Below are 21,881 nucleotides of genomic sequence, written 5' to 3'. Positions count from 1 at the left end.
TGAGCTTAAATTCTATTTAAGGATGTGTTGATTTATGGCATTTACGTGTACAACAAATGGAGGCGGAGTCGAACTTTCAGCTTCTACGTTCGAATCAATTTATGGGAAATATGCGGACTGGGCAAGTTACAAGACAGGCGTTCCCTATGTAATGATCCTGATCATGTGGTACCACGAAAGCGGGAAAGGAATTAAAAATATTAATACTCCCTACAACAATCCAGCAAATGCTTATGGAAGTGGCCCTGATCACCCGTATGCAAATATCTGCGTAGGCGTTACAGACTTCATTAATCTGATGACAGGAACAAATTTTAGTGTTAGTGCTGTTGATGCAAATGGACGTTCTGCATCTAAGTATATCAAAGACGCTATTGCTAACGGCTACACGCTGCCAGCCAGTAATAGGTACGGATCAATCCCTGGTGCTGGCACTTATTATGCTCCTGGTTTCGGTGCTGGATGTGCTGCTATGGGAGCAATGGGGTGGGCTCAAAGTTTTTACTACTCTTCTGGTTCTGCTGTTGGTGCAATTCCTAGCGCAGCCGGAAATATCCTTCAACGTTGGTGGGAGATTTATTACTCTGCTATATCCAAAACTAAAATCGGTACAACTTTAGCGCCCAGTTGTTGCAGCTAAAATTTAAACAAAATAGTAGGTATAGACATAAGGACGCGAAATTCCCATTACGGGAATAACGCGTCCTTTTTTTTGTATTTTAGACCTAAGTAATATTAAGACTAAAAGGAAGTATATTGTTCTTTGAAAAACAATCAAAAAATGTAGATTTATGAGATATAATAGAACATATGTTCTGTGTTAGGTTGATTATGGAAGTTTTTTCTTCACTTTATTAATGGAAAGAATCTAAAAGGAGGCTATCAGATGAATTTAACATTATTGAATGAAGCAGAGTCAGTAATCGTAAGAAATTTTTTTCAAAATGATAAAACAATTCCGTTTCTAAATCCAATTGTCAATTCCTTTTTTGATGAGGAACAACATATAGAGTGGTTGTTATCGGCAATAAAAGGGAATGACGCTAACTTGCAACTTCTCAATAGGGCGTTCAAAAAACATTACTTCAGGATACGTTTTATTCGCTTTATTTCTTCAACTATTCGCTTCGCAGCTATTGATTTTATACGAAGAATGAGGAAGGCCAAAGAAAGAAATCCTCTTTTCTTAGATAATGATACCTCTGAGAAAAACAATAAAGACGAATTTCTATATAACCATTCTCCACTGTTAGATCAATACTTTTCAGGAGATGAATTTTTTAGAGATAGTATTGAAGACGACGCACTTTACTTTGCTTGGATCGATCTAAGTCCTAAACAAAAACAGGTTATTTTATTGTCTTACACGATGTCCTACCAAGACATTGAAATTGCTAAATTTCTCTCCATTAGCCCGCAAGCAGTATTTAATAGAAAAAGAAAGGCGTTAGTTAAAATGAGAGCAATTTATTCCAGTAAGGTGGTGAACATCAGTGGATAGTGAGGCATTTACTATTTTCATTACTGCAATAAATAATGTTGGCTTTCCAATTGTTATGATTGGATATTTAGTAGTTAGATTTGAAAAAAAGATAGATGCTCTGACTAACGTCATACACGACCTGCTCACTTCAATAAATGAATCAAAGGAGAAATGAGTTCTATGGAAAAAGATTTATATACCTTAGTCAGTTTGGCCCAGCAAGGAGATCGAGGGGCGTTAGAGAGTATTCTTGAAATGTTCTCCCCCTTACTTAATAAACAAAAGAGGATGGTTGGTTTGAACGACCAAGACGATTTACTTCAGACTTTAAGAGAGCTATTAATAGAAAAAACACTACACTTCGATATCGAACATTCACCTGATTTTTCACATTTCAAAAAATTGAAAGGGGAACTTAATGATGATTAAAAGTAATATGGAAAGACAATTAGAAATTCAAAAAGAAATTTGCATGTTAAGTAAAAAAATAATTACTGCCGCACCGGAAGATCTGGCATTCTACGATTCAATTGGACAGCTCTATGTTTTAAAATTGAAAGAAATCCAAGAAGAATGCCTTACCTTAAAAAGCGATAATTGCGTCGTTATACCGTCAAATTGCTAACCCCAATTTCGAATTCTATTTCGTATAGTATTCGACATATAAATTTAATGTTATTATTTGTTAAACATTTTATTAGGTCGGAGCGTCTAATTATACGTAGTTACAGTTACAGTATTTTGAATTATCATTTGAATATAATTGCAAATATGTAACAAAAAACTATTTTCATAATGTATAATTAAAAATGTTCAAAATAAAATCTTTAGAGGAGTTCAAAATGAAATATGCAAAATTCTATACGTTGACAACAATTCTTGCAGGCACTTTGCTTATCTCGGCATGTAATAACAGTAATAATTCTCTTAACAATAGCGCTACTTCAAACATACTCTCTCATCAAGAGGAAAAGGCAAACTCAACTTCAAACCCAAGCAGTAAAAGTGTACAAATCGGGGAAGAAAGCTACAGCATTCCATTAAATGATGAAAAAACAAAAAAGTACAATTTTGCTGTCAATACATTAGCCGGTATTGTTTGGTTGCCAGCGCCTAAAATGGAGATAGCTCCCGGAACAGAAACAAATCCATTTTATTTTCCGACTGAACCGTTTGTTTTTTATTTGAGTTCTCCTAATGAAAAAATTCTTACTTTAGAGAAGTCTAAAAAGTTATTTACCTTGCCACTTAAAGATAGTGCAGCTACGCTGATTGTAGATGATTTATTTGGATTTGGAGATTATATTCTCTACCATACATCATCTGTCTTTACAGATGGTGCTCAGCCGCTAAGACAACAAACCTGGATTATGAAGGTAGAAGACCCCTCATACAATAGAGTAATTAATGAGTTTCACTCAACGGGAGGAGATTCTTACAAATATGCAACTGATCAAATTGAAAATCTCTATATTTGGGTTAGTGTAACCCCTGGAAATTCTGATGGCAGCAGCAACTCTGAAGCCTATGTTTATAATATTTCTACCGGAAAGAAAGTGAAGCTAGAAGATTATTCTCTTAGCGGACAATCATCCGACTCAATTAAGTTTAACTACAATGATAAAGAATATACTTATAAGCTTCAGACTAAATAATCGTTAATTTCGATGGTTATAACTTGGAAGGTTGAAGACCTTTCGCATAAGTTACATCATATCCAGGCAAAAAAAGCGCACCCCCTACAGGATGAATCGCCCTTTGCTTATCCTTTATCACGCTGCCCGTTCTATAGCCGGATAAGGCGAGAACAACGGCAGCGTGAATTTTTATAAATATACAGCGCAAATGCACAAATGTTCGAACACAGTTACTGCGGCCTCTCTTCCAGCGAAAGAACCCGCATCTGTGTATCCAGTCCAGCCACACCATCACGTATATGATGTCGCCAATCGCTCCAAACCGCCTCGCCGGGAAATTGTGCCGTCATTCAGAGTCGCGGTCTATACGCCACACCGTCGATCTGAACCTTGAGTCCCTCCGGGCCGCCAACATGCGCGAACTCGGTGGATATGGTTTTGCGTGCCGGATAATTGCCTTGGAATCTGCGCTTAAACACCTCTTCCATGACCGGAATATCCCATACATCCCGCAGCAGAATATCCATCTTCACCACATCTGTTAGCGTAAGACCCACCTGCCCCAGGCGGCCGCTCATATCATTCAGCGCACCTTCTACCTGCTCTTCCACCGTTCCGCCCAGATTGCCCACACAGAAGCTGAGAAAAATAAAATCCCCGGCCTCCACAAAACCCGAGTACGCGTATTCCGCGTTCACATCATGTCTGATGATTTCGCCCATGTTCGCTTGTTCTCCCCTTGTCATCTGAGATATGCCAAGTATAACGGGGGAAACCGGACAGCTGTGTGTCGTGGTTTTATAGGATAATTATGGTAATATTAGAATGAGTGAAAAAGGATTGCACCTGAAACGGAGGAGAACCATGAAACGATTTCTTACCTCAAAATCTTTCCTGATTACATCTGTTCTGTTCAGCCTGCTGTTCATTGTGAATCTGACGGCAACTCCTGACAGCACGGCTGCAGATATTGTATGGAGTATCTTTAAGTCCATATTAGCCGGGATAATCAGCGGCTTCTTGGTTGGCGGACCGATCTTTCTTGTGCAGAAGAAGAGAACGGTCTGAATCTAGACTCCCACCTGCGGAGGCTCATGAAGCTCCACAATAACCTGTCCCAGACACGCTGCCAGTACCTCATGATACCGTTGCTCCTCTTCTATCGTCACTTTCTCACGCAGCGATTCGAACAACACAGTTCACAAAACCTATACAATACTTTTGGATATTTCTTATGTAACCCTCTAAAAGTAACGTCCATTTCTATGTTTTGAATAGAGAATTCATTTATAATCTGCTGATAAACTTTGTCCTTCCACATGTAACCATGATTATCAGGTTCGATGAACCGCTTAACAAAACTTTCTTATTAACGATCTGAAACTCCCGGTAACGGTCGTATTGATGCTCTGACAAACTCTAATAGTGATGAGTCACGGTCCAGCAGTGTTCCATCCAGATTAAAAAGAACCGCTTTGATTATCATTCACTCACTCCTTTTTACCTAAAATTCTTTATAAATGATCATTATCCCTCCTATTTATAGCGCCAGATTTAAACTAGTGAAAACCATTTTGGTAAATCGTGTCTGAAATCTGTGGCGCAGCAGATTCAACATTACCCAGCGGAACTGGAACCGCCAGTAAAGCCAGAATCAGCAAGTATACCGCGAGCTTGTGAAGCTTGAACCTTGTTAGCATGTAATTACCTCCATTGTAGAATGAACTTGCAACTCAGACAGAAGAGAAGGGGTTGCCCTCACCCTCCATCGATTCACTCTCTGATGTGTGCGCTCCATTAAGACTAATGGAGAAGCTGCTGGGGCAAGCAGGAGGAACTCAGGGCAATTGCATATCGGCCAAAAGAAACCGGAATCCACGAGGCATACGTCTACTCCATTCCACACTAGCCCTCATACGTTATACAGAAGCCCGAGTGGTTATGTATAAACCTGACCGGCAGAAGGTGGGATAGCATGAATAAGTCGGATGCAGATAAGAATAGGAAGCTCAAGCTGCAGCGAATCAAAAGAAAACGGATAAAGCTTCGGCTCTATAGCAACACAATGTATAAATATAATAAGCACCTGAAAAAAAGCAGGATTCTAAAAGGGAAGCGCAGCGCCAAAGGGAATCCTGCTTCACGGAGTGCTAAGTGTCCGCCTAGTGAGACAGCAGCTTCACCAGGTCCAATGAGCATGATGGAACTCATGCAAAACATGGCTGCAATGGGGATGCAGGGAGCCACTGGCGCTGTAGGACTCATGGGCAGTATCGGTGTTATGGGCGCGACCGGGGCGACCGGAGTGATGGGCAGCATTGGACTGATGGGCAATGTTGGAGCGACTGGCGCAACGGGGACGACAGGTGCAATGGGCACGATCGGACTCATGGGCAGCATTGGGGTGATGGGAGCTACCGGGGCAACAGGTGCGATGGGCAGCATCGGACTTAGCGGCAGCATTGGAGCCATGGGCGTGACCGGGGCAACGGGCTCAATGGGCAGCATTGGGCTCATGGGCACCATTGGCGCGATGGGCGCGACCGGGGCAACGGGCGCAATGGGCAGCATTGGGCTCATGGGCACCATCGGCGCGATGGGTGCGACCGGGGCGACCGGCACGATGGGCAGCATCGGGCTCATGGGCACCATCGGCGCGATGGGTGCGACCGGGGCAACCGGCACGATGGGCAGCATCGGGCTCATGGGCACCATCGGCGCGATGGGCGCGACCGGGGCAACGGGCGCAATGGGCAGCATTGGGCTCATGGGCAACATCGGCGCGATGGGTGCGACCGGGGCGACCGGCACGACCGGCACGATGGGCAGCATCGGGCTCATGGGCACCATCGGAGCCATGGGCTCGACCGGAGCGACGGGCGCGATGGGCAGTATAGGGCTCATGGGCAACATAGGAGCCATGGGCGTGACCGGGGCCACCGGCGCGATGGGCAGCATCGGGCTCATGGGCACCATCGGCGCCATGGGTGCAACCGGAACGACCGGCGCGATGGGCAGCATCGGACTCATGGGCACCATAGGCGCCATGGGCGCAACCGGAGCGACCGGCGCGATGGGCAGCATCGGGCTCATGGGCTCGATCGGCGCCATGGGCGCGACCGGAGCGACGGGCGCGATGGGCAGTATCGGGCTCATGGGCAACATTGGAGCCATGGGCGTGACCGGGGCCACCGGCGCGATGGGCAGCATCGGGCTCATGGGCTCGATTGGGCTCATGGGTGTGACAGGAGCAACCGGAGCCATGGGCAGCATTGGACTCATGGGCAATATTGGAGCCATGGGCGATATGGGACTTATGGGTGCTATGGGGGCAATGGGCTTAATGGGCCTCGAAGGCATAACCGGGGCAACTGGCGCAACTGGAGTGACCGGGATTCCGGGACCAATGGGTCTTATGGGCTTGCCGGGAACGGCCGGCTTGCCAGGTGTTACAGGTGCAACTGGCGCAACTGGAGCGACAGGTGCAATAGGAGCAACAGGACCGGCAGGAGCAACGGGCGCGCCCGGTCTGGCGGGCTCACCAGGGATAGCAGGAGCAGGCTCGGCATTCATCGAGACGCTGAAAATCGGGGATCTCAACACCCAGATCCCATTTAATGCCGGGGGCGGAAATAATGAGGCTATCGGGGCGCTCGCATTCAGCGGATCGCAAATAACGATCAACAGGCTTGCAGCTTACGTTACTCAACTAGGCTCTACGGGTATTTTTCAGATGGCTGTCCTGCAGCCGACCAGCTCCTCCCAGTCTACAGTTATTGGAGTAACCACTGTAGCGACCTCTTTACGGGCAGGAATATTTATTCTCCCGCTGACGGCCTCTCTGACACTTTCAGGGGATATCACGTATCAGCTTGCTGTCTACAACCAGGTTAACGGCTCCAACCTCGGAGGCCGGAGCACAGGCACCTCCGGGCTGGCAGCACCGCCGATTAATTTCAGATCACAGAACCTCACGGGATTTACAACAGGCCAGTCTATCAATACGAGCGATTCTATCCTGCTGTCGCCTTGGCTGGCGGGACTTGCTTAACCCTTCCTTGGCGCATGGTACAAATAAAACGGGGACTGTCCTATAAAACGGCAGTTCCCGTTTCTATATGCCGCTCAAGCGCCCCGCTTAATCCAGCTCCGCACGCGAGAATAAATCCCGTATGAGTGCGTCGTTCTCACAAGCCCGCTTGAATGCGGAGGCGAAGGCTACGACCGCAGCTCCATCGGAGGCATACGCGCAGAACATATCGGCCTCCGGGTCAAAACGGATGATTCCGGTGAGTTCAGGCATCTGTTCCTCAAGGAATACCGCAGCCAGAGAGCCCCAGTCATATCCATTGCCTTGGAATCCTTCTTCCTCCCGCGCAGCAAACACTTCGGCCTTGTAGCTGCCCACGTTCAGAATCACCGATTTCCCGCCATTCCCCTGCTCTACTATAATAAACGGCTTAACATTCACAGCTTCCGTGGCCTCCGCCTCCCTCAGCTTCTCTAGCAATTGTTCCTCTGCTATATCCGTGAACCGCAGCGCTCCCTCACGCTCCACGATCATTCCCTGCCGCACCCGTTCATCCAGCCAGTCTGAGATGAAGCCCGGGGCATATGCGCCAGTGCTGAATTCGCCGCCGAACGCGATTATTTTCGAATAGACTTCAAGATATTGATCACGGCTGGTCTGCGGATAGGCACTGGTGTACAGCCAGAACTGCAGATCATACATCAAGGTCGAGCGTTCGTCCACATGAAGAGAGAAATGGCCCTTCTCTTCAACGATGGCGGTGCAGATGCTGCGGATGATCCCCTCTATGTTGTCCACTCCGGTGACTTTATCGCATAGCTCCTGAAGCAGAGGCGAGAATTGCCCGGCGGCTACCTTCCGCAGATCGTCCTGCTTATCTTCCTCCGATGTATCATAGACCTCCTCGCTCACCAGCCCGCGGATGAAGGTCTCATAATCCTTGGCCAGGAACGTAATTTCATAGTTGTTCTCCTGGTCCACATGAATGACCTCGGGTTCTCCCTCCGGCCCGCAGTAGCGGTAATCCAGCATCACCACATCATGGCCTGCAGACGGACAGTCCCCAATAACCACTCCAATATCGGGGTATCCCCACTCCTCAATCATGAACTGGCTGCCGAGATCGCCGCAGAGGGCATAGCTTTTGTCCCGGCCGATACCGGCAATTCCCGATATTGCGATATGATCTTCAGCCCAGGACGTGGATTCCTCTACCGGAAAGCAGGTGTTGCGGGGAATTCCGCCGTTCTGCTGCTTCATCATCGCGATGTAAGAGGACGGCAGCTTATAGCCCAGCTCCTGCTCCACAGAAGCAATCCCTTCGTCACTGGGCGGCGCCGACACATACTCCTTCCGGGCATAGTCGCTGTCCTCCCAGAAATCCGCGCAGTATTCGATGAAAGAGTTCAGGTCTCTTCCGTCCGCAGCCCCCTGTGCATTGGAGGCACGCAGCGCTGCGGCACGCCTTGCCTGCTCCCGCTTCTCCCGCTGCGCGCCGCTCCGGCTCCACTTCAGCAGCATGTGGGTATCCCCATCCCCGGGAGCCAGTTGGTCCGCCTGTTCGAATGCGCTTATAGACTGTTCATATTGCTTCAGATAATAATAGGAATATCCTATGCGAAAATGCCACAGCGGATCATTCCCGCCCTCCCCCGCAATACTCAGCAGCTGCTCCAGTGCCTCCCCGTAATGTTCCAGGTTGTTATAGGCTCTGGCCAACTGGCTGATCGTCTCATAATCTCTTGTATCCGGCGGAATCTCCTGAATGCGGTCCACTATCTGCTGATACTCATTATCTTCGTGCCAGCGTTTCAGCTGTGCCAGCAACTCCTCGTCCATGCCTTCGGCCTCCCCATAGTGACAATGCAAATAAGCCCGTACGCGATCGCTGCCGGACTGCTTGCAGTCAGTTAAATCGCTATTACCCATTCACCCTGAATGGACAGCTCTAAACATAGGTTTGGAATATACCCCAAATATATAAATGCGTATTATCAAAAAAGAGCCCATCCCCCGCCAACATCCGGCAAGGAAACAGCCTCTTCGTATTATCACTCCTACTACACTTATCTGCTCCGCTGCCCGTCCGGTTACTGAATCGCTTGCAGATGCTCCTCGAGGCGGTCCCAGGTTTCGGTAATCCCCTGCTCCATCCCCATATCCATCACCGTCTTGAGCGCTTCCGCGGAATCGTATTTCGACCGGCTCACCAGCTTCGTCTTCCCATCGTATTCTTCAAAGAACATGCTGACCAGCGTGGACGGCATACCTTCGGTTTCGTTGCCTTCGGCATCCGAGAAGTAATCGGTATAGACAAAACTCTCACCGTCGGTGATCTCATGGTAGACCCCCTTGCCCCAGGATTCCATGCCGAAGAAATCGCCCTGCTTCTCATCCACACATTTCATACAGTAGTGCCAGACGCCGCCCGGACGAAAATCAACGCTGCAGAAGGGAACGATCCAGCCGCGCGGGCCCCACCACTGCTTCAGATGCTCAGCCTCGGAGAATACTTTGAATACAAGCTCACGCGGTGCATCGAATACACGTTCAAGAACCAGTTCAAGACCTTCTACTCTCGTAATCATTTTGCTGGACATTCCTAATCCCTCCTGATAATCATGAATTGTCTTTGGATTGCAGCTTCCGGAGATACTCATCCAGATTGTCGAAGCGTTCACTCCACAGCTTACGATAGGCCTCCAGCCAAGCATCCATAGCCTCCAGCGGCTCTGTACGCAGCCTGTAATTCCGGCGGTTCGCCGCCGCCTCTACCTCAACCAGTCCGGCTTCCAGCAGTACGCGCAAATGCTTCGAGGCCTGAGGCTGCCGCAGTTCCAGACGCTCAGCAATATCGCCTACGCTCAGCGGCCCCTCCTTCAGAATCTCTACCATCCGCAGGCGGGTTGGTTCGGCAAGTGCGCTAAATGTCGTTGTGTCCATTTCAGATGTTCCTTTAGTGAAATCTTTAGTATTGGGGTACAGCTATAATATACCCCAATCGGAATATTCCAGTCAAGGAATATTATAATTCACTCTGTTAAATCAGGTTATTGATTCGTTGGATAGACCTTACTTATACCACCGCCCGCTTATGCTCCTGCAAACGTCAGCGTTACGGTTGTACCTTGTCCCTGCGTGCTGTCGATGGCGATGGAGCCGCCATACCGCTCCATGATTGCCTTGGCAATGGCCAGACCCAAGCCCGAGCCGCCCTGCGAGCGGTTGCGTGAAGCCTCCGTACGGTAAAAGCGCTCGAAGATATGCGGCAGCTGCTCAGCGGATATTCCGATTCCAGTATCGGCTACGCTCAGGATCACCTTACCGTCATCCGAACGGGAATGCCCGATCGTTACCGCTCCGCCTTCAGGCGTATACTTCAGTGCATTCTCTACGATGTTGCGGAGCACCTGATAGCAGGCGCTGCCAGGCATCCGGATGGGCAGCGCCTGTTCACCAGAGCCGCCGTCATAATCAAGCCGCACCCCCGGATTAACATGAACAGTCTGAGGCAGCAGTTCGTTCAGCACGGACTTCAGATTGCAGGCTTCTTCTCCGCCCTCCGGGGCCAGCGCCTCCGCCTCTGCTTCCGCAAGCAGCAGCAGCTGGGAGATCAGCTCCTTCATCCTCCGGGTCTCATCCATCATGAACGCCAGCGATTCATCCAGCACCTCCGGAGACTGCCTGCCCCACCGCTGGATCATATGCGTATGGCCTTCAATAATGGCCAGCGGTGTCTTAAGCTCATGGGAAGCATCGGCGATGAAGCGGCGCTGCTGGTCGAAGGAAACCTCCAGCTTATGCAGGAACCCGTTAAAGGTCTCGCCCAACTGCTGGAGCTCGTCCTGGGCGGCAGGAACATGCAGCCGCCGGGACAAGCTGTTCGTTCCGATGCTTCGCACCTCGCCAATCATGCTGCGGATCGGCTTCAGCGCTGAACGGGAGACGATGCCCCCTGCAAGCACAGCCATTCCTGCAGCCAGCAGCAGCCCCAGCAACAGCAGTCTGCCCACTTCCTTCTCAGCGGTGGCGCTGCGTGATTGCCCGCTGTCCGTAAGCTGCAGCCGGACAAGCCCATACACGGGCAAGGACAGCTCCTTCTCTGCGCTGTAAACATCTGAACCGGGCGCCGGTTCACCCTCGCCCGCTTCTGCGAGCACACGCCCGCGTGCATCCAACATTTGCAGAACCTGGCCTTTATCCAGATCAGGGGCAAAAACGGAGAAATCCGGCTTCAAAAAAGCCGCTGCACCGCTTCCTTTGCCCAATCCGGGCTGAAGCAGGGACGGCAGGAATTCCACCTCACCGACCCGCAGCTCAAACTGTCTAAGCTTCGCATCCAGCAGCCGGGTCTCCTGGCTGTCTGTCCAATGTTTGAAGGTAATATAGACAAATCCGCTGACCACCGCCGTAACGGCCAGTGCAGTGAGTGCAATTGAAGCACTGACTTTACGGGAGAACGTCCATGGCTTCATTCACTCACCTCAGTCTCTCAGAATATACCCGCTGCCCCGGACCGTATGAATCAGCTTCTCGCTGAAGCCTTCATCCACCTTCATGCGCACATACCGGATATAGACATCCACCACATTCGTCTCGCCTTCATACGAGTAGCCCCAGACCAGGTTCAGCAGTGCCTCTCGGTTCATCAGCCGGTTCTTATGGACCAGCAGGCAGTGCAGCAGCTCGAATTCGCGCTGTGAGCATTCAATCTCGCGCCCGGCGCGGCTGACCCGGTGCGCAGCCCTGTCCAGTATCAGATCCTTGGCATGCAGGACTTCATCTCCGGCTTCTGCGGCGTGCAGCCTGCGCTGCAGGGAACGCATGCGGGCCAGCAGCTCTTCGATGGCGAAGGGCTTCGGCACATAATCATCCGCCCCGGTGTCCAGTCCCCGTACCCGGTCACTCACCGTGTCCCTGGCAGTCAGCATAATGATTGGAGTCTGCTTCACCGCGCGTACCCGCTTGCATACTTCTATTCCGCTGATGCCCGGCAGATTCAAATCGAGCAGAATGATGTCAAAATGCTCCCCCAGCGCTTTCCCGGCACCCGTAAGACCATCGCACGCAACCGTAATGTCATAACCTTCATAGGACAGTTCCAGCTCCAGCAGGCGGATCATGGCAGGCTCATCCTCAATAACCAATACGCGTTCCTTCAACCTCTCGTCCACCTCTTCACAACATCAGTTCTGCATTAGCGACAACCCGGCCATAGATTTGGCACGGATCTGATACGTACCTGCGCCCAGCTTCCCGCTGGCCCGGTGATTCTTCACTGTCAGCGGGAAGTCCGTTTCAATCTCTTCAAAAGCGGATTCGGCATCGACCACGACACCCGCATTCCCCGGCCAGGCCAGCTCTACGTCCCCTACCGCTGTAGTTACCTTCCAGTCTCCGCCGACCTTCCGGCTCTTCACATGAATGTTCCCGGCTACAGTGACCGCTTCTACAGCAGCCAATGCGTCCTTCACCGACAAATTGCCGTTTGTGGCCTTCAGGGTCAAGGCTCCGGCAATTTGCTCTGCTTTCACGTTGCCGTTGGTAAGTGTGACTTCTACGCGGTTCTTCGCTTCAGAGACCTGCACATTGCCATTCACCGTATGTAATTTGAGTGCATTGCCGATGCCGGAAGCAGATATATTTCCGTTCACAGCCGCTAACTCAATTCTACCTGTACTAGAAACTTTTGACAAAGAAAGATTGCCGTTCTCCGTCTCTGCCTGAAGCTCGGCCTTTATGCCCTGCGGCAGTGTAACCGTCAGATCAAGGCTTGGATATCGCCAATTGCCATAGGACTCGCTGTAGGTTCTAATCTCCAGATCAGCCCCTTTGCTTACCTTCATCCCCGCCTTGTCCGCTACGGCCTTCGCCTCATCCGCGTTTGCCTGATGGACATTCACTGTCATATGGACCTCCAGCTCCTTAACATTGCCCTGCTTAATTTCGATGGTTCCGTTCGTGTTAGCAATAGAGACACTTTGCGTGCCGGCCGGCAAGCTGACGCGGGTAATGCCTTTGTCAAAAGAGTATCCCGTCCCCGTCTTCTTCCCCGTTGTCTCCAGAGAGACTGCAGCCGCCGGAGCTGACACCGAGGCCTGTGCTGTCGCGGATTCAAAGTCCGCCTCGGACAGCGGCCGCGCACCGGCGCTCCCTCCATCCGCTATGCCCATGTACATTAATACCGCCGCCAGCGAGGCGCTTGTGATTAGCCGTTTCCACGTCATTCTCATATTCTCTCTCCTCCAGTTCTTGTGATTACCCTTAGGGTAAACCATCCTTGATGAGAAAGACTTTGCAGGGAGATTAGAGTTTGATGAGAATATCTGGGGACTCCGCCCCAAGTTCTAAAGAGCCCTATTGTTTATTTTCTATTTAAGCAGGTTTACGCTTGCTTCCTCCAGCGAAGGAATGAGATTTTTAGGCTCAATAGGGGATGACATTACGATTAGAATCGTATAATTCCCATATTTATCACACTGATTTCCAAACTCCTCAAGACCCTGAGTGGAGTCTGACATGACTTTTAACAGATAATTGTGTTCTCCGCTGATGCGATAGCATTCGACGACATTGGGATGGGTACGGCAGAAGTCCAGAAAGGCATGACACTCTCTGGAGTGGAAAAGGATATAGGCAGCTGCCTGTTTCCCGATTTTCTCCGGAGAAATGATCGTCCGGTACTCCTTGATCACCCCATTTTCCTCCATCCGCTTCACTCTTTCCGTTACTGCGGGCTGAGACAAGCCCACGCTTTTCCCCAGCTCTGTCATGGAAATTCTCGCCTGACTTTGAAGATGAAACAGAATTTGCTTATCAATAGAGTCCATTTTTGACCACTCCTTTAATTCTAAGATTATCTTTTTAAAATGCCTTTATTTTAAATGTTATAAGTGGGTTTTACCTTTATCGGCTCATGTATTCAAGTTAATTTATTTTATATACTTTACTTACAATAGTAAAGCGAAGGCAGTTGCTGCTTTAACTATAGCGAAAGGATGTTGAGTATGCCCTATTCGAACACAATCAACACTATCCGTATCCCGGAGCGGATCGACAAGGTCATTGATGAGACACTAACCGACAAGCGCCTGGCAGGTGTTGTCATAAAGGTAGCGTTAGATGGACAACTCATCTATAGCCGTGCTGCTGGTTATGCTAGCCGTGAGCTAAACCACCCTATGCGGGAGGACGCGTTATTCCGGCTCGCCTCGGTTTCCAAACCCATTACCTCTACGGCAGCCCTGATTCTGGTGGCGCAAGATCGCCTGAAGCTGGATGACCGTGTAGACCGGTGGCTGCCGGACTTTAAGCCACGGCTGGAGAATGGAGAGACTGCAGCAATGACTGTCCGTCACTTAATGACGCACACCGCTGGTCTGACCTACCGCTTCTTTCAGGAAGAAGGCGGTACCTATGAGCAGGCTGGTGTATCTGATGGCATGGATCAGTCTGGTATCACGCTTGAAGAGAACCTGAAGCGGCTCGCGTCTGTTCCACTTCTCTATAAACCAGGCACCCAGTGGAGATACTCTATTGCAACAGATGTACTGGGGGCAGTAATTGCTAACGTTAGCGGAAACACACTCAGTGAAACGATCCGCTCACTTATTACTCAACCCCTCGATATGACGGATACCAGTTTCGTTGCCGTGGACCCGAAGCGCCTGACCACAGCTTATGCCGATGACATTCCGGGACTGCGGCCTATGAAGAATCCGGATAGGCTGGCCTTTGTAGAAGGAACGGCGGGCTTCCGGCTCGCTCCGGGCCGGGCGTTAGACAGCACTGCCTACGCTTCCGGGGGGGCCGGTATGGTAGGCAGCGCCGGAGATTTTCTGCAGCTGCTGGAAACGTTGCGGAAGGGAGGGGCGCCCCTGCTGCCGGAATCCCTGGTCCGCGAAATGATCACCAACCAGATTGGTGACCTGCCCATGCCCTTCTGGCCGGGACGGGGGTTTGGCCTGGGGATCACAGTCCTTAAAGATCCTGCTGCCGCAGACACAGCGGAGTCCCTTGGCACATGGCGCATGGGCGGCACCTATGGCCATTCGTGGTTCGTCGATACCAAGCAGCGGCTAAGCGTGGTAGCCTTCACCAATACCGCACTGGAGGGCATGTCGGGTCCGTTCACGGTTGACCTTTGCAATGCTATCTATGGCAGATTGGACCCGTCATGAACAACACAAAAGAGATCGCCGGGAGGAGCGGCAGCACAATTGCTTCCCCGCAGCAAAGCTTCAGTGCCCCTGCTTCCGCACGCCTTCCCTGGGCCGGACTACTTGCTCTGGCAATGACCGGGTTTATCTGTATTCTGACTGAAACGATTCCCGCCGGACTCCTGCTTCAGATCAGTAAGGGGCTTGGAGTAACAGAGGCCTTGGCGGGTCAGCTTGTTACCTTCTATGCCCTGGGTTCTTTACTCGCCGCCATTCCATTGACCACGGTAACACGCGGCTGGAGACGTAGACCCTTGCTACTCATTTGCATCCTTGGTTTTCTCATATTCAATACCGTTACTGCCTTATCTTCGAGCTATCCCCTGACGCTTGCGGCCCGTTTCTTCGCGGGTGTGTCCGCTGGTGTCCTGTGGGGAATGATCGCAGGCTATGCACGGCGCATGGTACCGGAGCAGCTTAAGGGACGGGCTATGGCTATTGCAATGGCGGGAACGCCGCTTGCTCTGGCGCTCGGTGTCCCTGCCGGAACGTTTTTGGGTGATCTTGCAGGCTGGCGTAATATCTTTGGAGTCTTGTCGCTGTTCGCTCTGCTGCTGACCATTTGGATACTCTGGAGGCTGCCGGACTATCCGGGAGAAGCTGCAGATCAGCGGCTCCCTCTAAATAAGGTCTTCACAAGCCCCGGAGTGCGGCCGATCCTGTTTGTCGTGCTGGCCTGGGTACTGGCCCACAATATCCTGTATACCTATATAGCACCGTACCTTACTCAGGCCGGGTTAACCGGACGCGTGGACTTGGTGCTTCTTATTTTCGGTATTACAGCAGTTCTTGGCATCTGGTTAACCGGTGTCTGGATAGATCGTCACCTGAGGCTGCTGGTTCTAATTAGCCTCACTGCCTTTGCATTAGCATCTGTTCTGCTCAGCATAGGCAGCGGCAAGCCTGTTGTAATCTATCTAGTAGCTGCTGTATGGGGCTTAACGTTCGGGGGAGCAGCCACGCTGCTGCAAACAGCAATGGCTGCAGCTAGTGGAGAGAGCGCAGATGTAGCGCAATCCATGCTTGTAACCGCATGGAATCTGGCCATTGGCGGAGGCGGTATAATCGGTGGAATTCTTCTCGAAACAACGGGTGTCATGTCATTCCCATGGGCGTTGTTTGTCTTGCTGGCCCTTTCTGTATGGATAGTCCGGCGCAGCAGAACGCATGGATTCCCTCCCGGAACCATGGATATCCATCGCGATAAATAACTTCACGACCTGCCCACAAGTAGAAACGGCTTTGCCGTCCTTTTGTAAGGACGGTACCGTTTCAGCGGGAAATAGAAGGATAAGCTATCATGTGAATTCTTATATTTGCGCAAGAACAGCCGGGAACCCTCCCGGCTGTTCTTCATTACATTGAGTTCCCGCCAATATCGGCATTGCGGAATTCAGCTGCTACCCCTGCTTAATCGGCGCTGCCAGAATGATCTGTCCGCGCGGGGCGTCTCCCCCGTCATCCGGCTCCAGCGTAATTGCCACGGTATCGTAGGCCTTCGGATCAAACGAATAATAGAGTGCCCCGTTTCCGTCCTGTGAGATGAAGGTGCCCGCATTCTGCGGCGTATCCCCTTTGATCAGCCATACCTGGTAGACCTCTGTACCTGTAAGCTCCGGCAGATCCTCTGCCTGGATTACGAGGTGGGTCCCGGATGTATCAGTGACAATGGTCGCTACACCCTTGGCGGAAACAGCCTCTCCCGCCGGGCTAAGCGCCACCGTCTCATTCACCTTAAGCCCCTGCAGGGGCCCGGTGCCGGAGGCAATCTGCCGCTGCAGCTGGTCTACATCCCCGCGCAGCTGGCCGGTATAGACAATCAGCAGCAGCACGGCCACAGCCAGCCCGAGGCTCAAGTAACCCCAGAAGCGGGTTTTTCTAGGCTCAGAAATCCTTGCCCGGGGCAGCCCCTGCTCTATTGGAGGTGCCTTTACCGGTTCACGCTCGATTGTGCGCTCTGCCGCAGGCTGAATATTCATGCTAGTCTTCGGCTGAGCGGCGGACGTGCTCACATGGCCCGACTCTAATACCCGTGATAATATCCGATCCTTCATTCCGGAAGGCGGCTCGGCGGGCTCGGAAGCAAGGGGAAGATGGCCCAGTACCTGCCGGTATTCACTTATCAGCTCCTTGCATTCACTGCAGGCTTCTGCATGGGCAGCGAGCTGCGCTGTCTCTTCTGCCGTCAGTGCGCCCAGAACATATAATTCGGCCAGTTCACAGAGATCATCCTTATGTTCACTCATGCGCATGATCCCTCCTTCCCCAATGCCGTAATGATTTGTGCAGCTGCTTCATTGCCAATCGGACCCTTCCTTTGACCGTCCCCAGCGGAATTGCCGCAAGGTTGGCTACTTCCTGCTGGGTATAGCCCTGATAATAAATCATATCCATCACCTGCTGCTGATCCCGGCTCAGCCCCAGCAGCGCGTCCCTGATCTGTTCCCCGGCCATCTGCAGCTCAACGAGATCCTCGGTGAGCGCTGTATGGTCCTGAATCATATCCAGATTCCCGGAGTCTGCAGATTGCTGCGGCAGCCGGGAGCTGCGTTTGCGGAGATGATCAATCGCCAGATTGCGGGTAACGGCGAACATCCAGGTAAGCAGCTTGCCCCTGCCGAAATCAATCTGCTCCGCATTCTTCCATACCCGCAGGAACAGTTCCTGCATTACTTCTTCAGCGGCCATCGAATCCTTCACGATCTGGTAAGCAAAACTATAGATTACCCGTTCATACCGGTCATAGAGCAGTTCGAGGGCATTCGAGTCTTTCTGTGCAATAAGCTGGATTAACTGCTTATCGTCAGCTGTGTCATTCAATTGCCATCCCCCATTCAACAAAAATTTAGTACTCCGGCGCTCCCGCGCTGAACTTCCTGCGTTTCACTGAGTATAACCGCTTTGCACAAGCGGCTCAACTTTGAATCAAGGATCATGTCCTCCGGAATTGAAGCCCGGCCGGCTTCCATATATGATAGCTATATCATATCCGCAAAGGGAGGATTCATTTCCGTGGCCGTACTTATTAATGAACAGATTAGAGCAGCTGAGGTCGAGCTTACCGGGCTGAAGGGGCAGAAGCTCGGCACCGTATCCAGAGACGAGGCGCTGGCTATGGCCAGATCCGCAGGAGCGGATCTGGTCTGCACCTCGCTGATGAGCAGTCCGCCGCCCTGCAGTCTGGTCGCCAAGGGCACAGGCAAAGCCGCTGCGCAAGCGACCCGCAAGGGCGATACCAGCCGTCCGCAAGGCGGCGGAGCCAGCACTGAGAAGGTGAAGGAGCTGCGCTTCACCGCCCATATTGAAGAGCATGACTACGACACGAAACTGCGTCAGGCGGACAAGCATCTGCGCTCCGGCAAGCCGGTGCAGCTGGTCGTGAAGTCCTCCGGCGCGAAGGAGGCGGCGGCCGCGAAGGCAGTCCTGGAGCGTCTGCTGGCAGATCTGAAGGAGGCCGGAAGCAAGACCACCGGAATTCAGACCAGCGGCAAAGGCGCACAGGTACGGGTAAATCCGCGTACGTAATATTGCTGTGAGAGCAACAAGTGGAAAAAGGCATCTTAATTTACCTATTTTTGAGGGATGGACTGAAGCAAGTGGAAAAACAACATCTAATATTGTTAGGTTTAGCTACTGTGGGTGAAAAGGAAGGATTTAAGTGCTGTTTGTCCAACTGTTATTTGAGCAGGGTTCTATCGTTCATCAGCAAGTGGACAATATCCAACTCTTTCCGGTCCTCATAGCATCCGAGCTTGTCCCGTTCGTTCTCTCTGGCTCGAAGCATATACATTCTTATCTATGAAGTGGAAACGGCTTTGCTGTCCTGTAAAAGGACGGCAAAGCCGTTATTCTTGAACCCTATCTTCTTCCGCTTATCTTGCCCCGCCGGGCCGCTCATCTTCTACTCGTCTTCCGTACATCTCCCGCTCATCCTAGGGTTATCCTCCACTGCCAAGCCGCCCAGCAAACCGCTCCCTTTCCAGCACATGCAGCATTTCACCGTTGCAGTCCTCATAATCGCCGGTTAGCCCGGCCAGCTCACGTTCAAACCGGAAGCCCAGCTTCCGGAATACCCCGAGTGACGCTGTGTTCAGCGGATCTGCCTTGGCGTATAACCGGTCCAGCCCGATGACATTGAAGGCATAAGCCGTGAGCGCCCGGGCGGCCTCGGTAGCATACCCCAGGCCCCAGTGCTCACGCCCGATCAGATAATACAGCTCGGTATCCGGTACGCTGAAATCCAGCACACCGAGGCCGCACCAGCCGATCAGCTGTCCGTTTGCCTTGCTGCAAACCGCAAAGGAATATTTGAACGGCAGCTCAAACGGCGTATGATAACTGAACATCAGCCAGCGGAACAAGCCTTCATATTCATGCCGCTGCATGACCTCCATATGCATGAAGGCCAGTACCTCCGGATTCTGCATCAGCGCGAAGGAGGCGCCAAGATCACTTTCAATATAAGAACGGATGATTAATCGCTCCGTTTCCAGTCTCATCTTGGACAGAATCGAATTCATTGCCGGCAGCCTCACTTTCTGGTTCTCTAGAACCCAGCATAGTACAGGCCGGAGAGGGGCTACAAGGTAAAAGATGATTTAATCCGTTTGCCCCCTGCCGTTATTCCACAGTGCTCTGAAGGCATCACAGCTGCGGATCAGGGAATCGAAATTCCCCTCCCCTATCAGCCTTCCCCGCTCCATCACCAGAATCTGGTCTACTCCGCTGATGAAATTCAGCCGGTGCGCGATAATAATGACCGTCTTGTTCCTGAACTCCGTAAATACCGTTTCCATCAGGCTCTTCTCCGTGATATTATCCAGCGCTGATACCGGCTCATCGAGAATGATCAGATTCCGCTTCTGCAGGATCGCCCGGGCAAAAGCCAGCCGCTGTCGCTCACCGCCCGACAACCTCAGGCCACGCTCACCAACCATCGTCTCCAGCTTCTCCGGCAGCTCCAGCACCTTATCCTTCAGATGGACCTTATCCAGAACCGCATACAGCTCCTCATCCGCCACATCCTGATCAAACACCATATTGCCCCTAATCGTGGTATCGAATACCGGACTGTCCTGCGATAGATAGGAGATATGATCATAGTAGCTGTTCAGACTCAGCTCATCGATATCCTTGCCGTCCACCAGCAGCTTGCCGCCGCTTTTCTTCAGCAGGCCGGTAATTAGCTTAATGACCGTCGATTTCCCGCTCCCGCTTAAGCCAACCAGTGCAACTGAGGTTCCGTGCGCGATGGAGAAGGACAGCCGGTCCAGCACCTGAATCTCCCCGTAGCCGAAGGACACGTCCCTGAATTCAAGATCGCCCTGCAGCCCGGCCACCGCCTTCCCCTTCTCCAGATTGGCGTCCTCCGGGGCGTTCAGGAATTCCCCGAACCGCTGGTAGGTCACCCTGTTCAGCTTGTAGCCGACGAATAACACGTTGAAGATGGCAATCGGCGTATATATTTTCTCAATGAACATGAACAAGGCCACCATAACCCCGACCGAGGCCTGCCCGGAGACCACATTCTTCACTCCATAGAGCAGGACAATCACTTTAATAACCGTAATGAACAATTCGAATAAGGCAAAAAAAGACTCATGGATCATCTGCAGCTGAGCGCTTTTCCGAATGATCTGCCGTGCGGTCTCGTTCAATCTGCTGATTTCCTGCGCATACTTCTTATTGGTCCGGAACACAACCAGCTCCATGAAACCACGTATCGAATAACGGGACATAGCCTCCTGCTCCTGGAGTACAGCCGCTTTAATCCGGTAGAGGTATTTCAGCAGCACATTCGTGATCCCGAAGATCACCACATACCCGCCTGCAATCACCAGCATGATTCTGAGGTCATAATAGCTGATGAAGAACAAACTGAAGAGGATGGTAGGCAGCAGCTCGTGCAACGTCCCCAGAATAAAAGAAAACAGAATGCTGTTTCCGGCCGCCGCCCCGTTCTCAATCACCTTGATCATCTGGCCTGTGCCCATATTCTGATAGGCGGTATAATCCATTCTGGAGATTTTGGACAAGGCCAGAATCTTCAGCCTTTCCGTGATGCTGTTTGACAGATGGGCGCCCGGATATTCATCCGCATAATTCAGAAGTACATTCGCACCCAGCAGCACCCCGTAGATAACAATCCAGTGTGTGATTTCGCTGAAGCCCGTTCCATCCACTGCCTGATCGAGAATCTTCTGAAAGACCACTATGCCCAGACTGCTTAAGAACTGAATGGCGAAACCAAGAAGGATATACAGAGCAATCCACCCTTTGAGGTGGACAAGACATTTCCGCAGCATCATTACAATCCCCAATCTTGATATGAGTATATAAAAAAGCCGGGATCACGCTTCGCCACCCAACGCTAATGAACCCCCTGCATACGCAGTATGTTCTGTACGTTGAATAACTCAGTGTCCCGGCTCTAAAAATGAATGCCTGGCACCGTCCAAGGTTATAGTTATCATGTGATCAAAAAGGCAGACTGCCCCCTTGATGGCTGGTAC

General features: G+C 51.2%; 24 protein-coding genes. 11 read left to right on the top strand and 13 right to left on the bottom strand.

Features of this window, described 5'->3' with window-relative positions; genetic code table 11:
• Window positions 1–34 precede the first annotated feature (34 nt).
• The 6 genes from MKZ24_RS05615 (at window position 35) to MKZ24_RS05590 (ending at window position 3,138) form a co-directional block, all read left to right on the top strand.
• Window positions 35–640 carry a hypothetical protein gene (locus MKZ24_RS05615; RefSeq protein WP_156123429.1) on the top strand — a complete coding sequence of 202 codons (606 nt, stop codon included), beginning with the start codon at window positions 35–37 and terminating at the stop codon, window positions 638–640.
• Window positions 641–886: 246 nt separating this feature from the next.
• The gene (locus tag MKZ24_RS05610) at window positions 887–1,501 is read left to right on the top strand and encodes an RNA polymerase sigma factor (RefSeq protein WP_042240882.1); all 615 of its coding nucleotides are present in this window, start codon (window positions 887–889) and stop codon (window positions 1,499–1,501) included.
• A complete protein-coding gene (locus MKZ24_RS05605) occupies window positions 1,494–1,658 on the top strand; it encodes a YvrJ family protein (RefSeq protein ID WP_197073011.1) in 165 nt (54 codons plus the stop codon). Before MKZ24_RS05610 ends, MKZ24_RS05605 begins: the two co-directional genes overlap by 8 nt.
• Before the next feature lie 5 nt (window positions 1,659–1,663).
• Complete coding sequence (locus MKZ24_RS05600) at window positions 1,664–1,912, top strand: helix-turn-helix domain-containing protein (RefSeq protein ID WP_042240885.1); 249 nt, start codon at window positions 1,664–1,666, stop codon at window positions 1,910–1,912.
• On the top strand, window positions 1,902–2,108 hold the full coding sequence (locus tag MKZ24_RS05595) for a hypothetical protein (protein ID WP_197073012.1): 207 nt from the start codon (window positions 1,902–1,904) through the stop codon (window positions 2,106–2,108). Before MKZ24_RS05600 ends, MKZ24_RS05595 begins: the two co-directional genes overlap by 11 nt.
• 217 nt (window positions 2,109–2,325) lie before the next feature.
• A complete protein-coding gene (locus tag MKZ24_RS05590; protein ID WP_042240891.1) occupies window positions 2,326–3,138 on the top strand; it encodes a hypothetical protein in 813 nt (270 codons plus the stop codon).
• Between the two features lie 332 nt (window positions 3,139–3,470).
• Here the strand turns inward: MKZ24_RS05590 and MKZ24_RS05585 are convergent, their stop codons facing one another.
• Complete coding sequence (locus tag MKZ24_RS05585; protein WP_042240894.1) at window positions 3,471–3,842, bottom strand: RidA family protein; 372 nt, start codon at window positions 3,840–3,842, stop codon at window positions 3,471–3,473.
• A gap of 142 nt (window positions 3,843–3,984) precedes the next feature.
• Between MKZ24_RS05585 and MKZ24_RS05580 the strand changes: the two genes are divergently transcribed.
• Window positions 3,985–4,188, top strand: coding sequence for a hypothetical protein (locus MKZ24_RS05580; protein WP_042240897.1), 204 nt, complete (start codon window positions 3,985–3,987; stop codon window positions 4,186–4,188).
• Between the two features lie 2 nt (window positions 4,189–4,190).
• On the opposite strand, the gene MKZ24_RS05575 is transcribed toward MKZ24_RS05580, so the two are convergent.
• A complete protein-coding gene (locus MKZ24_RS05575) occupies window positions 4,191–4,316 on the bottom strand; it encodes a hypothetical protein (RefSeq protein WP_269322084.1) in 126 nt (41 codons plus the stop codon).
• Between the two features lie 995 nt (window positions 4,317–5,311).
• Between MKZ24_RS05575 and MKZ24_RS05570 the strand changes: the two genes are divergently transcribed.
• Window positions 5,312–7,171, top strand: a complete 1,860-nt coding sequence (locus tag MKZ24_RS05570; protein ID WP_081956839.1) for a hypothetical protein — start codon at window positions 5,312–5,314, stop codon at window positions 7,169–7,171.
• Window positions 7,172–7,258: 87 nt separating this feature from the next.
• Here MKZ24_RS05570 and MKZ24_RS05565 read toward each other — a convergent pair whose 3' ends face one another.
• The 7 genes from MKZ24_RS05565 to MKZ24_RS05535 all read right to left on the bottom strand — a co-directional run bounded on the left by MKZ24_RS05565 (window position 7,259) and on the right by MKZ24_RS05535 (window position 13,980).
• A complete protein-coding gene (locus MKZ24_RS05565; protein ID WP_340781619.1) occupies window positions 7,259–8,989 on the bottom strand; it encodes an Imm51 family immunity protein in 1,731 nt (576 codons plus the stop codon).
• 251 nt (window positions 8,990–9,240) lie between these two features.
• Window positions 9,241–9,750 carry an SRPBCC domain-containing protein gene (locus tag MKZ24_RS05560; protein WP_042240902.1) on the bottom strand — a complete coding sequence of 170 codons (510 nt, stop codon included), beginning with the start codon at window positions 9,748–9,750 and terminating at the stop codon, window positions 9,241–9,243.
• A 19-nt stretch (window positions 9,751–9,769) separates the two neighbouring features.
• Window positions 9,770–10,093: an ArsR/SmtB family transcription factor gene (locus MKZ24_RS05555; RefSeq protein WP_042140481.1), complete on the bottom strand. Its 324-nt coding sequence runs from the start codon at window positions 10,091–10,093 to the stop codon at window positions 9,770–9,772.
• Window positions 10,094–10,242: 149 nt separating this feature from the next.
• A complete protein-coding gene (locus MKZ24_RS05550) occupies window positions 10,243–11,625 on the bottom strand; it encodes a sensor histidine kinase (RefSeq protein ID WP_052416802.1) in 1,383 nt (460 codons plus the stop codon).
• Between the two features lie 9 nt (window positions 11,626–11,634).
• Entirely contained in the window at window positions 11,635–12,312 is a 678-nt protein-coding gene (locus MKZ24_RS05545) for a response regulator transcription factor (protein WP_081956746.1), read from the bottom strand.
• 24 nt (window positions 12,313–12,336) lie between these two features.
• Window positions 12,337–13,383, bottom strand: a complete 1,047-nt coding sequence (locus MKZ24_RS05540; RefSeq protein WP_340781617.1) for a DUF4097 family beta strand repeat-containing protein — start codon at window positions 13,381–13,383, stop codon at window positions 12,337–12,339.
• 138 nt (window positions 13,384–13,521) lie between these two features.
• Entirely contained in the window at window positions 13,522–13,980 is a 459-nt protein-coding gene (locus MKZ24_RS05535; RefSeq protein ID WP_042240909.1) for an Lrp/AsnC family transcriptional regulator, read from the bottom strand.
• Between the two features lie 177 nt (window positions 13,981–14,157).
• On the opposite strand from MKZ24_RS05535, the gene MKZ24_RS05530 reads away from it, so the two are divergent.
• Window positions 14,158–15,330: a serine hydrolase domain-containing protein gene (locus MKZ24_RS05530; protein ID WP_340781616.1), complete on the top strand. Its 1,173-nt coding sequence runs from the start codon at window positions 14,158–14,160 to the stop codon at window positions 15,328–15,330.
• Window positions 15,327–16,580: an MFS transporter gene (locus MKZ24_RS05525; RefSeq protein WP_445324148.1), complete on the top strand. Its 1,254-nt coding sequence runs from the start codon at window positions 15,327–15,329 to the stop codon at window positions 16,578–16,580. The genes MKZ24_RS05530 and MKZ24_RS05525 overlap by 4 nt, the downstream gene beginning before the upstream one ends.
• Window positions 16,581–16,769: 189 nt before the next feature.
• Here MKZ24_RS05525 and MKZ24_RS05520 read toward each other — a convergent pair whose 3' ends face one another.
• Together MKZ24_RS05520 and MKZ24_RS05515 are read right to left on the bottom strand one after the other, a co-directional pair.
• Complete coding sequence (locus MKZ24_RS05520) at window positions 16,770–17,615, bottom strand: anti-sigma factor (RefSeq protein WP_340781615.1); 846 nt, start codon at window positions 17,613–17,615, stop codon at window positions 16,770–16,772.
• Window positions 17,608–18,189 carry an RNA polymerase sigma factor gene (locus tag MKZ24_RS05515; protein ID WP_042240923.1) on the bottom strand — a complete coding sequence of 194 codons (582 nt, stop codon included), beginning with the start codon at window positions 18,187–18,189 and terminating at the stop codon, window positions 17,608–17,610. The genes MKZ24_RS05520 and MKZ24_RS05515 overlap by 8 nt, the downstream gene beginning before the upstream one ends.
• 192 nt (window positions 18,190–18,381) lie before the next feature.
• On the opposite strand from MKZ24_RS05515, the gene infC reads away from it, so the two are divergent.
• On the top strand, window positions 18,382–18,894 hold the full coding sequence (infC, locus tag MKZ24_RS05510) for a translation initiation factor IF-3 (RefSeq protein WP_340781614.1): 513 nt from the start codon (window positions 18,382–18,384) through the stop codon (window positions 18,892–18,894).
• 413 nt (window positions 18,895–19,307) lie between these two features.
• Here the strand turns inward: infC and MKZ24_RS05505 are convergent, their stop codons facing one another.
• Both MKZ24_RS05505 and MKZ24_RS05500 read right to left on the bottom strand, forming a co-directional pair.
• Window positions 19,308–19,889 (bottom strand): GNAT family N-acetyltransferase, encoded by a 582-nt coding sequence (locus MKZ24_RS05505; protein WP_340781613.1) that lies wholly within the window; start codon window positions 19,887–19,889, stop codon window positions 19,308–19,310.
• A gap of 78 nt (window positions 19,890–19,967) precedes the next feature.
• Window positions 19,968–21,677 (bottom strand): ABC transporter ATP-binding protein, encoded by a 1,710-nt coding sequence (locus MKZ24_RS05500; protein ID WP_340781612.1) that lies wholly within the window; start codon window positions 21,675–21,677, stop codon window positions 19,968–19,970.
• Window positions 21,678–21,881: the final 204 nt, after the last annotated feature.

This window comes from Paenibacillus sp. FSL R7-0297, from assembly GCF_038009025.1.
Classification (GTDB): domain Bacteria; phylum Bacillota; class Bacilli; order Paenibacillales; family Paenibacillaceae; genus Paenibacillus_AQ.
Note: the sequence above shows the minus strand (reverse complement) of the source record. Positions and strands in the feature narration are given on the sequence as shown.